Genomic DNA, 14,128 nt, shown 5'->3' with positions numbered 1-14,128 from the left:
CCTTACGGAAACGGATGCGGATGCAGGTTGAGCGCTTCCGGTGCGATCGGCTCGGTGCGATAGCCCATCGTGACCGGCGCCTGCTGCACGCGCTCCATGACGATGCGGCGGAACTGATGGCCAAAAGACATCGTCAGCATCCCCTGCACGATCACTTTGACCGCCTTGATGCCGAGCGGCTCCAGCTCGGGCGGCGTTTCATCGACGATCAAAATGTCCTGATGGTGTTCGAGCAGGCGGTTCATCAGTTCGGTCAGCTCCGCCGAGAAGTCGGCAGGCGGCGTCTCCTCATACCACTTCGCATACACGTCGCGCACGCTTTTCACCGGTCGGTCTGCCTGGAAGAGGAAATCATAGCGCTGCAGCGTATCCGGGTGGGAGTAGAGCAGCACGTGGTCTTCCATCGTTTGCACCAGCGTCGGGTCTTTGACCATCTCTGCAGCCTGCTCACGCTTTGGCGCCATCGAGATCTCGTAGATCGGCATCGAGGTGACGACTTCGACCAACGCGCCCATGATCGCTTTTTCCGGATCGGCATGCGCGCCGGCTGCGGTGTAGGTTTTGACCGCCGCATCTTCGGCCGGGTTGATCAGCGTCGCCCAGATGCTGGGGATACCGCTTTCCATCGTCATGTCGAACAGATGCAAGCGGTAGCCCATCGCTTCGACGCGGTCTTTGACGAGCAGGATGTTCTGGTCCTTCACGCCTTCCAGATCGAGCTCAGTCAACTGCAGCCGGTTGTACCAGGCGACGAGAAAGGAATCGCGTTCGATCACTTCCATCAGCCCGTAGTAGATCGCCTCTTCCAGCGACCCGCCCATCGCGCAGCCGTTCGACGTCTCATAGACAAAGCGATTGACCGGGGGCTGCTCCGGGCTGGTCTGGCTCAGGCGGTAGTAGACCATCTGCTCAGGGATCAGGACCGGCTTCTGCTCCCGCCAGGAGTATGCCCAGACCCAGCCGACTTTCAGCTCGTCATCATAGCGATGGTAGCGGTAGCCGGGCTCCTTTTGCTGCTCCGGGTCGTGGATGCCGAGCGTCGGCGGGTGCACCGCCTGTGCGCGGAACTCGTTGTACGAGCCGACATGCAAGGTGCGCCGACCGCGGGGGATCATGCCCGCATAGCGCTCCAGCGCTTCCAGGATCGAAGTGAACTCCGAGTCGTTAAATGTGACGGTGCGGCCAAAGCCGATCTCGGTGTGATGTTCCGTTTCCAGCGGCAGTTCGGCCCCGGTGATCGGGATGAATTTGGAGTATGTCTCCCGATACAGGTGATGCACGAGCCCCATCCGCCAGTCATAAAACGCTGTGCGCAGGTTCTCCCGCGTCAGCTTCGGGTTCGGCAGGCGGTACGCGCGCGGGTGCGGCTTGGGGCGCGGCTGAAACCTCACCTCGGCCAGCTCCGGCAGATCGTCCGGCACCGTCGAGCATTCCGGACACTGCGGATGCGGCAAAAAGCGGTGCAACTGCCCTTTTAACGAACCGTCATAGCCCGCATACATCCCCTGCACATAGCGCAGGTCGCAGCCGGATGCAAATGCTTCCAGTTCCTCGGCGATCAGCTCAGCAAACAGATCGAGGAAGGGCACAGTCCACAGCTTCGGCGCGTTGCGGTAGGCAGCGCTCTGCTGGGCGGTCGTCACCGCGTTCCAGATCGGCTTATTCGGATGCACGTTGCGCATGCGAATCTCCGCGCACTGCAGGCAGCCTTCCTCGCCTGCGAACGACCACGGGCCAAGAAAACCCCGGTCGACATACAGGCTCGCCCGCAGATAGGGCACCTCGTGGGCGCGGGCCAGACGCTGAATGTTCAGCTCTTCGCTCGTGTCGCGGCCGTCGAGCAGGCTCAGCACCGCGTCCGGCTTGCAGCCTGCGGACAGCGGGAGCGATTGCGAGCCTGCCACGCGTGTTAGTTCAAAGTTCAGTTCGAGCCGCTCGCAGACCCAATTCGCGAGCACGCCGTCGCCTACGATCCACAGCTGGCGTTTGTTCTCCATCAACCGCTCTCCTCCTCCAGTCCGATTTGCCCGACCAGCACGCCCATCTCCAGCGGCGCTGCATCGTTCAACCAAGGCGTTGCCGTGATGCGCACGCCCTGCTGACGCAATTGCTCCTGTACCAGCCCGTTCCATTCTTTCCACGCCGGGATCTGTTCGACGGGAACTGCGGTCAGCTTTGTTGCAGCAACCGGGCACGGAGCCGCCTCGACGGTAGCTGCGGTCAGCTGCTCGGGATGGTTCTCCTGCAGCTGGCAGTTGCTCAGCGCTTGCAGGAGCGCCGTCTTCAACGCTTCGCGGCGCGTGCGTCCACTGCCCAATCCGATCCACTGCCCCTCCTGCCAGATGCGCACCAGATGTGCCGACTCCAGGCCGAGATCGACCGCGAACAGACGCACCTGCAAGCCGTAGCGCAAGGTCAGCATCTTCCAGTACGTCTGCTCAAGCGTCGCGCCAAAGTCGGCCGCCGTAAACTCCTGCAGCACTTCGCCCGCCCGATCGGCACGGCGTGCCAGCGCTTGCAAGATCCCGCGCCCCTGCCACTCATGCACATCGCGGCCGTGGCTCCAGGCCACGTCCAAGCCCCCCGGCAACGCTCCGCCAGACTGCTTGTCCCGGTCCTCATGTGCCGAGCTACCAGCCGCGTCAGCTCCCCGCAACGTCTCATCCAGCTGTTCCTGCACCAGACGCGCATAGGCGGTCAGCGCTTCCCGCACTGCCATCTCCATCGCTTCGTCGATCTGCTCCCCGCCGGCGATCACCGCCAGCGGCCGCCCTTCTGCAAGGCCGGGGAGACGCACGATCGCCTGGGCGTGCGCGAACGGGATCTGCCAGAGGTCGCCCGGATGCAACAGGTTCAGCACGCCGAGCCGCTCATCTTTGATCCCTTCCAACTGCCCCAGGAACTCGCGCAGCGGCGCCGCTTCCTCGACCTGCCAGAAGCGCTCCGCCGCCGCTTGCCCCTTGTTCCGAAGCGGGGAAGGCCACAGCTTGTGATGCTTCGCCTCCAGCAAGCGCGGGTCGATCAGCGCTGCTTCATCGCGCACGTTCAAGTTCGCCAAGCCGGTGACCGCCTTAAAGCTTTCCAGTGCGGCCACGTTGCCGATCATCACGCGGAACACCGGCGATTCTGCCGCTTCCAGCGTTTCGCCCGGCGGCACGAAGCGATCCAGCAGGCAGTCCCAGCCCGCCGCAGCCGACGCATCCAGCAGCGGCCCGACCACGCCGATGCCAAACAGCTGCGTTCCGACCAGCGCCGGAACGTTCCGCTCCGCACAAACTGCCGTCAACTGCCCGACAAACGCATCGTCATACCAGTCGCTCACATGCACGACCAAGTCCGGACGTTCTCCCTGGGCACGCAGCCACTCGCACTCGCGTCCGGCCGGCAACCACGTCACCTGCAAAGCCTGATCCCGCGAATTCCACTGCTCAGCCAGACGATCGAGCTCCGCATCGCCGCTCTCCACGATCACCGGAGCGTGCAGCCCCATCTTGATCAGCGAACGCACCAGCGCCCGAAAGCTCAGACCCGCCCCGGACAGCAGCACACGCCCCGAGCGGAACTTGCGGAACAGCTCCCGCCCGTTCACCGCCTGATCTTCCAGATACAAGATCGTCTGTCGATACAGTTTCTGTTCCAGCTCGCTCACCGGCACTTCGCTGTCTGCCGAAACATCCACCACCACGCCGCGCCGCACCAGCTCGCCGACCAGCGTGCGCACAAAATTCGCCTGCGCTTCCGGCAGCGGCACGACCAGCTCGTCCAACGTTTTCTCCCCGGTCAGGTACGGCAGCACCTGCTCGACCCACTGGTAGATCGTCGGGCCTTTGATCACAAACTCATTGGTCCACGTGCGAAAATACACGCCGTCTTCCGTCGCGGCGTAATGCACATGCGGCTTAGCTTTTGGCTTCATGTTCTGCAGGCACTCCTTCCCCGCCCGATTGCCCAAACTCGCTGACGATCTCCTGCCATGTGACGCCTTTTACGCGCTCCACGGCGTTGCACAGCAGATAGCACAGCAGATGCTTGTAATTTGGGTTGATCCCAAACAATGGCAGATAGGTATAGAAAACATTGATCAGCATGCGATACGTCGCAAACTCCGGCGACCCGAAAAATTGTTCATTGCCCTGCTTTTGAAAAAGCGTTTTATGAAACTCGCTCATCCCCGACTCCGGGTCATCCATCTTCCAGCGATCGACCGCCTCCTGCCCGATGCGTTCCGCGAGGTCCTGATAATGATCCGTATTCGAAGTCAACTCGCCGTCCCTGGCCAGCGCGTAGCATTCCTGAGACAGATCGCGCAGCGCCTCCGACCAGACGCGCAAGGGCAGAAGTTCGCCCGCATACACGCCGTACTCGTCCATTCCGTCCAGCGCCTCGCGCAGCGTCGCTTCGATCACGCCGCCCAACTGTTCCTCCTGCTGCTGAAACGCCGCCAGCAGTTGCCCGTTCTTGTCCATCTGCACCAAAAAGCCTTCGACATGCGAGCGGTAGGACAGATGCCCGCGCAAGATGCCATGCTGCGGGAACTGCTCCGCCACCGCCGCCATCATGCGAATCATCCACTGGTATCGCTTCAGCATGTTCCCGCGCGAGTCATCCATGATGCCGAGCACCGCATCGAGCGCCCGCACCCAAAAGTTTTCGATCGCCGTCATCACGTTGACGCCGTTCACCACTTCCGAGCGGCGCGCAAACGGCATCGCCGCCACCGAGTTGTCCGGCTGTAGCGGCTCATACGGCCCCGGATCCAGCTCCCACGCGCCGAGCGTCTGGCTCAGATGCAGGTACTGCGGTGGATCGAGCGCACGCTGCGAAGGGTGCTGGGCCAGATACGGAGCCAGCCGCTCCTGCACGAACGGCAGAATCTCGTTCGCAACAAGCTCCTCGTCCGCCTCGATCTGCAGCGCCACATGCGGCCCCAGCTTCCAGTGTCGGCGCACATGCATCCGCGCCACGCCAAATCGCGTGCGCAGCTCCTCCAGTACGGGACGGATCGCATCCAGAATCAACGCTTCTTTTTGATCTTCGTAGTAATACACATGAATCGCTTGCCACATCTTGCTCAACCCCTTCCGCCCGGCTTGCCCAGCTCCACCGTCATCTCGGTCACATGCGGTCGGCCCTGTTCCCTGTAGAACATCCCGTCCGCCTCGGGCAGCATCTCTTCAATCTTCATGCCAAACGTCGTGTCGCCGATGATCTTCCCGAACAACCGCACCAGCAGCGGACTCGCAAAATCGATATATTGCGGCTTAAAGCTGGTAAAATTAACTTGGCTCTGCTCCGCTTCCTTGCTCTCAAACATCTGCGCAAAAGGATTTTCCGCATCGGTCATCGGCATGAAGCGGATGAACACCCGACTTGGCAGCCCCAAGTTCGTGCGCCATCTGTGCACGCGGGAGAAAAATTCGAAGTCGCTCTCCTTCTTCTCGCGCTCGATCAACCGGCTGCGCGGCACCATCCACTTTTGCCGGGACACCACGACCTGCCCGACCCGCACCCTCGGATAGACCCGCACGTCCTGCAACCGCTGCTCTTCCGTCAAGGTGTGCTCATGGAACGAGTGGAAGTTGAGCGGCAATAGCGAGTTGGTGAACAGGTTGGTCACCATCCGCACCAGACTTGGCAACATCAAGGGGATCAGCGTCCCGAGGAACGCCGTCTGCACGATGCCGATCTCCGGATGCTGCAGCACGACGCGGTCGGTCGCTTGGTCATACACCCAAGACAAGTCATGAAACCGCAGCGTTTGCGGCGCCTGCCCCTCCGGCCACGTCGGCGGCAGATCGGGGAAGGTCAGCTCGTGGGAAGCCAGCGGTTCTCGCAAGTTCGCATTGAACCCGTACACCCCCGACACTTCCGCAAACCTCCCCGTGCCTTCGAACAGCTCGGCCAGATAAGCGCGCAGTTCCTGCACTTCATCGCCTTCCCCATATTCCAGAAAGCGGGTGAAAAAGGTCAGGAAGCCATGGTACGCCTGGTTGAGCACCAGCAAGCTCCGGCCGTCCGCTCCTTTTTGCCATTGCACAAAAAAGTCATGCGCCATCGGCCGGTTGCGAATGCTCTCCGGAATCCTTGCCGTGAACGCTTCCAGATCCTCGGCGCAGAGCACCACTTCTTCGCCCGTCAGCAGGCGCTCCGCGATCATTCGGCCAAACTCCACCTTCAGCTCGTTCAGGATGCGGATGTTCTCCACGTCATTCCCGATGCCCAGATCGGCATGCAGTTCCTCCGGCACCATCGCCCGGAAGAACTCCTGATTGACCGCCACCAGCGGCTGAATCAGGTCGGAAGCGCGTGTGCAAACACCGTCAGCTCCATACGTGGCGCGAAACATCTGCGCCAAGCGGGACTGCAGGCGGTACTTCACATCGAACAGCGGTGACAGCTCCTGCAAGCGCGCGAGGTCCTGCACCATCCCCTGCCATTCGTCAGCAGGCAGGCGCGTCGGCTCCGGCAGCACCGCGTCTTCATACAGCAGCATGGCAAATCGCGATGCATCCGCCTCCACGCCGACCTCGGCGTACAGGCTTTCGAACGTTGCCGTCAATTGACTCAGCAACTCTTTGCGCTCCTCCACCGACGCCGTTTCAAACGCGGCGATCATCGCCTGCACTTCCTGCAACTTGTCGGCCACGCGCCGGGCGATCTCGACCGGCCAGCGCTGCAGCCAGCCTTGCACATCGGCCAAAATGTCGGGCGTCTGGTCGGTAAGCTCTGCGGTCGGTTCCAGAATCTGCAGTTCGATCAGCTGTCCGAGGAACTTTTCGATCTCCTCGCGCTGTCCGATTCCGGCCAGTTCCCCAAGCAACGCTTCAAAAGACAGCATCCCGCCCGGCGCTTGCTTCACTTTTTCCAAAACGGTCTGAATCGACGGGTTATAGTGAAGAGATACGTGCGCTTCCGACGTGCGGAACACGCGGGGGCGGCGCTTCGGATTGTCGGTGCGGCGCATCATGCGAAACTGTCCGTTGCTGACCATCGACGAGCGGTTGGCGCGGTAGGCAAGCAACGGGCGGATCTCCGGCCGCTTGAGCAGTCCGGCAAACAGGCGCAGCACAAACGTGTGGTTGATGCGCAACTTGCTCCGATACTGCTGCAGCGACGCGAGGCTCATTTGGCCCTGCTCATCCCATTCGCCGTGCCCGACCAGTGTGAATGAGCTGAACGGCGACGTTTTCGCGCCCGTCCGGGTCAGCACCGTGCTCAAGTTGTATTCGACTTTGCGCAGTCGGCCGCTGTGCTCGTCGATCGGCGTTTCAATGTATTTCAGGATCTTGGTGTACAGCTCTTGAGAGGTCTGCACTACGCCGTTTTGAAAATACGGGTCTTGGGCCAGTTCCTGCATGCGGATGCGGCTCTGGCGCAGTTCGTGTTCATAGTGCGCCTTCGCATCTTGCTCCAGCTCGGCGATCAATTGATAAACAGCCTCCCAAGTCTGCATCGCCGCGATCAGGTCGGCGGCGATCTGTCCCGCAAACTCGGGAGGACGCTTTTTCGGAAAACGACTGTTGAAAATGTCACGCTTATATTTGATCAATTGGTTGCGCAGCACATCGTCGGTCATCTTCGGCACAGCAGCTTCGAGGCGGTCGACGAGCGGCTGCGTGTTTTCGGCCAGCCAATTGGTATGCTCCGTGATTTGAGAGAGGCGATCTATCGTCTTTGGAGCTTGCCACTCCAGCAAACTCTGAAGCGAGATGCCTGCGACGCGCAGCATGAACCGCGGGGCGAGTTTCGTTTCGACGCCTGCTAGGACTCCTGCGGTGTCGGTTGTCATATCCTTCATATCCGATGCCTCCTTGTTGGAAAAACTTTCTGAGACAACCCCTAAAAAGCAAGAATGATTTCGAAAAATATGTATTATAATGAGATAGTAGTAAACAAAGCGCTCGTCTTGACTGTAGAAAGATTGGTTGACACTGTGACAGCAGCGCCAACCAATCGAATGAGGCATGCATAAATTAGCAGGATCCGCAGCAAGAGCTGGAACCGCAAGTGGAGCAGCCAGAGCTGGAGGACGAACCGGACGATGCAGCTGTCTCCGGCAGAGCCATCGCATCATTGAGGTCCATGACTTCCAGACCGGTCACTTCGAGTGCTTTGATTTCCATGTGTTGTCACCTCCCCTATTGAAAGTCACTTCCCGACATCCCCGCATTAGCAAGAGCCGCAGCAGGAGCTGGAGCCGCAAGTGGAGCAGCCGGAGCTGGAGGACGAACCGGACGATGCAGCCGTTTCCGGCAGAGCCATTGCATCATTGAGGTCCATCACTTCGAGACCCGTTACTTCGAGAGCTTTGATTTCCATGTCATTTCACCTCCCTTCAAGAATTCACACAACCAACTTCCCCACATTAGCAAGAACCGCAGCAGGAGCTGGAGCCGCAAGTGGAGCAGCCGGAGCTGGAGGACGAACCGGACGATGCAGCCGTCTCCGGCAGAGCCATCGCGTCGTTCAGGTCCATCACTTCGAGACCGGTCACTTCGAGAGCCTTGATTTCCATGTGTTTTCACCTCCTTTCAAGCAAATATCACAAGATATATCGGAATAGTAAGTCTATTGTTGTGAATAATTTATCGAACGAAGTGTTATGTGTTCTACTTTGTAAATGCTAGGTGTTTTAATGAAAAATAAAAAAGTTACATACAATCTTACAACCGAATTCTACCATACGGAAAAATAAGATACAAGAAATTTTGTAATCTTTACCGCACTTTTAATTTAACAGAAACTCCCCTTAACTTCGAGGGAGTCTAATTATGTGCCGTCATGCTCTGTACCAGCCGTCAACAAGCGGTTCCAGGTGCCCCTCTTAGTCGGGGCGCCTCACCCGCCGCTCCCGCATCAAACATCATCATGTGCAAACGAAAACGCCTTGGAACGTATTCCAAGGCGTTTCAGCAGGGGCTGGAGTGCTTATTTTACTTATTCCTCTTCCTCCTCGCTGTCCGAACTCTCGTTATATGAGATGACTTTCTTCTTTTTGGCCCTGATCTTTTTCTCGATTTTTGATCGTCTTGTCAACCGTTCCTCTTTCCGGATCTCGTCTGCGGTTTTTTTGAGGAGCTTCTGGTTCTCTTCTCCTAAGCGAGAATAGGAACCTTGATCGATCTTGTCGAGGAGGTTGAATGCAAAGTCGAAAATACGGTAGACCAAACCGGGAACATCGTAATCCCGGAGTTCCTCGTCCTCCGCATTGTCAACTTGAGTCCCTCGGGAGTTCTTGACCTCCTCTACCACCTTCTCATACGTCGCACGCTTGTCCAGAAACGAGTAGAGCAGCGGAGTCGCATTCCGGTACTTTACAGCAAGCTTGGCCACTTCAGAGCCTTTCAGATCGCCCAACCCGTTCTCCAACTCACCCACCTTTTGTTCCACGTCATGCAGAATGGACAAGCTGTCTTCATGCACACCTTCCTTATGTGTCACAAGGAGTTTTTCGAAAAACTCTTGGCGTGAAGCTTCGCTGCCCATCTCGGCGTAGTCGTACGCTTTTGGAAACGCTTCCCGCAGCGCTTTGAGATGCGATTCGATCACTTCGCTGATCAGGTCATACTGCGTTTCTCCTTTGAGGATGCCTGGTGCTGTTTTCGCGGTCGCTTTGCGGCGCGTAAAATAATTGAGCGCATCATGATCGAGCAGTTCCCACATTTTGTTGCGGACTTGCTGTTTGTCCGGCATTACGTGCTGCTGCAGATTATCCTGCGCCCGCTCTTTGGACGCTTCCTCCTCAGAGGACATTTTTTCTTCTAATGCAATTTCGAGTGTCGCCTTGTGCTGCTCGTCCTGCTTGACCAGCTGTTCGACTTTGCGAATGTCGCGAACTTTCGCCGCTTCGCCGCGCCCGACCGCCCGCAGCCCGACGTTTCTGCCATCGACTGCAGACAGCAGCAGCGTATTGCGAACATGCATATACGCGGCGATCGCGTCCTGCAGCGCCGGCAGCAAAACCGCACCTTTCGCCTCTTCGAGCGCAGCCAGTGTCTTGTCGACTTCATCTTCCGCGCTTTTAAACCGCGTCAAGATGTCGTTGTACATGCCATCCGACTGCTGCTGAAACTTATCCGGGAAATCATCGGTCGTGTCACCCGGCGACTCGTACGCCTTTTTCGCCTTGATCGCTTCTGTCCGCTTGTAGCCGCCTTCTGTCTTGCTGTCGTCCAAAAGATTCGAGATCTCATCCCGCGCCTCGCTCAGCGTTTTGCCGCGCAGTTTCGCTTTCACCACTTCCGCATGCAGGCTCCAAGCGGTCAGATGGCTGCCCATCGTCTGGTTGCCAAAGATCCCCGGCGCTCGCCCGGAGAAGCGAATGTGTGTGATCGCCGGGTCCTCCGCTTCGTCCAATTCGATCTGACATGCAAAACGTTTGGTCGGCGCGAGATCCGCTTCGTCGATCTTGTCTCTTTTATCGAACTCCTTCGCTTCCAGCTGGGGAGAGCGGACCAGCTTTTTCTTGCCCGGTGCCTGTTCATACAGAACAAGCTTGGCGATTTCCGTGGCCGTCTTCTTGTCAAAGTGCAAGGTGACCGGGTCTTCCTTCCCTTTCTTGGCGATCGGTTTGACTTTGCCGGTTAAGAAGTTCACGATCGAGTTCTGGCTGGCAATGTTCGTCAGCCCGTACACGTTGCTGTATGCTTGATTCAAGGTGATCAGATGGCGCTTCACGATGTGAGCAACCTGCTGTTTGCCGTTGGCAGACTTCTCCTCCTTGCACACTTCGTAAAATTCCTCGACGGCCGCCTGATCCAGCAACAGCCACATTTTGTCGCGGAGGGCATTGAGGTCTGCCTTCTTGATCGCGCTTACGTCCTCTTGATAATTCTCATACTTGCGGATGTCATTGATCAGTTTGCCTTCATTCTTGCCATTGTTGACCGCCGAATCGAAAGCTGACAACGGCAACGAGTTACGAAATTGGAGGAACGCCAGCACCAGTTCTTGCAGCACCCCGATCTTCTCCAGCCCGGACGCTTCCTCCAGAGTCTTCGCATGCTCCGCTTGGCCGATGCTGCTTTCCAGACGGCGGTACGCTTTGAGGTAGTTGCCCATTTGAAACTGATGCTCGGCCGCTTTATCCCGTTGCGCCTCTTCTTCCGGGTTGGTCAGTTTGAGCTTTTTCGGCTCTTCCTCCTGCAACTCGTCTTCGCGACTGCGCTTGAGCGGATTTTGGCTCGAAGACGGTTTGGGTTTTTGAGCCGGTTGCTCCTCCTCCATGCCCAGATTCGACGGCTGTGTGGAACTGTTGTCCGCTTCCTCTTCCTTGGCAGGATTGAGCGACTCCAGATAGGCCTCGTCTTCCTCCTCCAGATATTCCGGTTCGTATTCCGCATCGAAGTCATCGTAGGTCCACTGCTCGACCCCTTCGTCCTCGACCTCCTCCTCTTCCTCGGTTTCCGCTATCGTGCCGGACGCGGACGGCTGTACGTCCGCTTCGACGTTTACCGTTTCCAGCGGCAGTTCTTCTTCAGTGTGATCCTCCTCGACAGTGGTGCCGCCGTCTTCGTGCTCCTCTTCCTCCGCCATTTCCTCACCGTTGAGATGCGGGATCGTCGGCAGCCCGGGCAGCGATGTCAGATCGGACGAACAGAGCTTCTGCAGCGTGGCGATCGCCTCATCCACCGTCTTCCCGGTGATCGAAAAGCGCACCACATCACAAAAAACCTCCCAGGCGGTCGTATGGCTCCCATGATGATCGCCAAATATTCCGCGCGGCCGCTCTGCCCCGATGATCACCTGATCAATTTTGGCGTTCGCGTCGTGAAAAGCTTGCTTGTCATCCACTTTTTTCAGCTTGATACGCACAGCTCCCTTTTTGCGCACCCGGTACAGCGCTGCTGGCGGTTGGGGCTCGGTTGTCATTTCCGTTTCGCCTTTCTTCAGTTGCATCGGCCGCTGCTGCCGTAAGCGGTACGCGCTCAGCATCTGCATCGTGCGCTGGTTGCCGTACTGCTTTTGCAACTGCAAGATGCCCGCGCGCAGCTGCAAGGCGCTGGTATCTTGCGCCGCGGCAGAACGTTCTCGCGCTGGGGAGGGCTGTTGAACCTTGGGCTTCCGCTCGGATTGTGGGTGAAACACGCTGGGTGGACCCCCTTCGATAACGAATGAATGCATGTAGTATTCGATGGCGCGGTGGCGGTTCCTGTATGGAGCAGGGGTTGTTCAAAAGTGCATGCCTGTAGAGTAACGTTTGCCAGAAGTTTAAAAAACTGCGGCGTCTCCTACTTGGAGACACCGCAGTTTTTAATATGAGACAAGATCGTGTCGCGTTTTTCTGTTTCCAGCAAGTAAAAATGATCCCCTTCAAACATCTCCATCGCAAACGCCCCACTCGTTAACTCGCCCCAGGCTTTCATGCCTTCTTCTGTCAGCATCTCGTCCTGCCAGCCGCCGAAAGCGGTGAGCGGGCAGTCGAGCAGCGCGCCTTCCACAAATTCATACGTGTCGCATACTTGGAAGTCCGCACGGATCGTCGGGAGCACCAGCCTCATCAGTTCCTCGTTCTCGAGCAGCTCCTGCGGAGTCCCGCCCAATTCAACGAGGTCTTGGATCAGATCAGCGTCCGATTTCACATAATACGGATCGTCGTTCTGATACGTGTGCGGACCCGGATAGCCCGAAACGAACAGATGGGACGGCTGGATGCCATGCTGCTGCTTCAGATACCGGGACATCTCATAGCTCACGATCGCCCCCATGCTGTGCCCGAAGAACACAAACGGCTTCTCCTGCAAAAAAGGCAACATCTCCGCCGCCACCGCCTCTACCAGCGGCTGGAGCGAGGTAAACACCGGCTCAAACAACCGCGACTCGCGGCCTGGGAGCTGCACTGCGACGACTTCGATGCTGTCTGGGAGGTCTTTTCCCCATTGGTTAAAGGCGGACGCTCCGCCGCCTGCGTAATGGAAGCAGAAAAGGCGTTGCTCGGCCTGCGGTTTCGGGTAGGCACATTGGAACCATTTAGATGCTTGCGCGGTACGGGTCATCGTAACATTCCTCCTTGGGTGTCAGGTCTAGTTGAGCACTTCATCACGGGTCAAGAGCGTAATGCTGCCCGGCAGGCTCTGCTGATCCGAGCAGATCGCAAACCGGTACGCATCATCCACGTCATAGCGCTGGAAATGCCACTGCGGCTGCGGGACGCCACTGTCGTCTTTCAACAGGATCTTGCCTTCTTTCAAACTTGGGATGTCAAAACCAAACGAGGTCAGCGGCGTGGACAAGCCTGTGCCGATGGCCTTGATATACGCTTCCTTCATCGTCCACAGCACGTAGAAAAACGCGTTCTGCTCCGCACCGTCGAGGCTGTACAGCTCGTCGCGCTCTTCCGGGCAGTAACAGTGTTTGGAGACTTCCATCTCGATTTCGCGCAAGCCTTCGACATCGACACCCAGCAGGCCTTGGGTCGTGATTCCGCCGAAGACCCAGTCGCCGGAGTGGGAAACGTTGAAGTCGCCTTGCCAGCCCGCAAAGCCGTGCAGGTACGGGCGGCCAAGCTCGGTGCGGCGAATCTGCAGCTCGCTCGCCGGGACGTGCAGGTGGTCGGAGAGCATCTTGCGCGCCAGCTTGGCGGCGAGCATACCGCTTTGGCGGTCTTCCCATCGGCGGTAGCGAAGAATGCGCTGCTGGTCTTCCAGCGGCAGGGTCTGCAAGGACTTTTGCATCTGCGAGTCGGTCAGTTGCGCGCCGCGATGAACGGCGAAGAGTTGGATCGTGGTTGGTGTCATATGTGTGAACGCTCCATTTTCTTAATATATATTAACTTTTATTTTAGCATAATTTTCTGTGTTTGTGGATGAAAAAAAGAGTCTGGGCATTTACAGCCCGACTCTTTTTTCCATTGGTAAGTTACTGTTTCTTCTGGACCCGAGGGCGTTCTCTGCGTTGGATGATCGGGGCTGGCGCGTTTTCGGCTGCTGCGATCATCTCGGCCACTTCGGCGATGGTGGTTTTATCGAAGAGTTCGCGGAGTTCGAGCGTGACGGAAAACTCCTCCCGAACTCTGGCCGCGATTTGTGTCGCCATCAGCGAATGTCCGCCGAGTTCGAAGAAGTCGTCGTGTACCGAGATGTCCGGAACCCCCAGCATTTCCGACCAAAGCTCTGCCAGCCGCTGTTCT

General features: G+C 58.0%; 10 protein-coding genes and 1 pseudogene. All 11 read right to left on the bottom strand.

The genetic code is table 11. From position 1 onward, the window contains the following. Positions 1-2: 2 nt before the first annotated feature. Complete coding sequence (locus EV586_RS01275) at positions 3-1,997, bottom strand: TOMM precursor leader peptide-binding protein (protein ID WP_165898144.1); 1,995 nt, start codon at positions 1,995-1,997, stop codon at positions 3-5. After that, positions 1,997-3,916 carry a hypothetical protein gene (locus EV586_RS20890; protein WP_165898143.1) on the bottom strand — a complete coding sequence of 640 codons (1,920 nt, stop codon included), beginning with the start codon at positions 3,914-3,916 and terminating at the stop codon, positions 1,997-1,999. The genes EV586_RS01275 and EV586_RS20890 overlap by 1 nt, the downstream gene beginning before the upstream one ends. Then, the gene (locus EV586_RS01270; protein WP_132943275.1) at positions 3,900-5,066 is read right to left on the bottom strand and encodes a lantibiotic dehydratase C-terminal domain-containing protein; all 1,167 of its coding nucleotides are present in this window, start codon (positions 5,064-5,066) and stop codon (positions 3,900-3,902) included. Before EV586_RS01270 ends, EV586_RS20890 begins: the two co-directional genes overlap by 17 nt. Positions 5,067-5,071: 5 nt before the next feature. Continuing rightward, positions 5,072-7,798, bottom strand: coding sequence for a lantibiotic dehydratase (locus EV586_RS01265; RefSeq protein WP_165898142.1), 2,727 nt, complete (start codon positions 7,796-7,798; stop codon positions 5,072-5,074). Positions 7,799-7,973: 175 nt separating this feature from the next. Next, positions 7,974-8,123 carry a thiazolylpeptide-type bacteriocin gene (locus tag EV586_RS01260; RefSeq protein ID WP_087458043.1) on the bottom strand — a complete coding sequence of 50 codons (150 nt, stop codon included), beginning with the start codon at positions 8,121-8,123 and terminating at the stop codon, positions 7,974-7,976. Between the two features lie 46 nt (positions 8,124-8,169). Then, positions 8,170-8,319 (bottom strand): thiazolylpeptide-type bacteriocin, encoded by a 150-nt coding sequence (locus EV586_RS01255; RefSeq protein WP_087458043.1) that lies wholly within the window; start codon positions 8,317-8,319, stop codon positions 8,170-8,172. A gap of 46 nt (positions 8,320-8,365) precedes the next feature. After that, positions 8,366-8,515: a thiazolylpeptide-type bacteriocin gene (locus tag EV586_RS01250; RefSeq protein WP_087458043.1), complete on the bottom strand. Its 150-nt coding sequence runs from the start codon at positions 8,513-8,515 to the stop codon at positions 8,366-8,368. Between the two features lie 422 nt (positions 8,516-8,937). Further along, positions 8,938-12,087: a hypothetical protein gene (locus tag EV586_RS01245; RefSeq protein WP_132943273.1), complete on the bottom strand. Its 3,150-nt coding sequence runs from the start codon at positions 12,085-12,087 to the stop codon at positions 8,938-8,940. Between the two features lie 143 nt (positions 12,088-12,230). Further along, positions 12,231-12,995 (bottom strand): thioesterase II family protein, encoded by a 765-nt coding sequence (locus tag EV586_RS01240; RefSeq protein WP_132943272.1) that lies wholly within the window; start codon positions 12,993-12,995, stop codon positions 12,231-12,233. Between the two features lie 27 nt (positions 12,996-13,022). After that, positions 13,023-13,736: a 4'-phosphopantetheinyl transferase family protein gene (locus tag EV586_RS01235; protein ID WP_132943271.1), complete on the bottom strand. Its 714-nt coding sequence runs from the start codon at positions 13,734-13,736 to the stop codon at positions 13,023-13,025. Positions 13,737-13,857: 121 nt separating this feature from the next. Continuing rightward, a pseudogene (locus EV586_RS21750) lies at positions 13,858-14,112 on the bottom strand (phosphopantetheine-binding protein); the annotation flags it as partial. Positions 14,113-14,128 lie beyond the last annotated feature (16 nt).

Source organism: Tumebacillus sp. BK434 (genome assembly GCF_004340785.1).
Lineage (GTDB): Bacteria > Bacillota > Bacilli > Tumebacillales > Tumebacillaceae > Tumebacillus_A.
The sequence above is the reverse complement of the archived record's forward strand: the minus strand, read 5'-3'. Positions and strand labels throughout refer to the sequence as shown.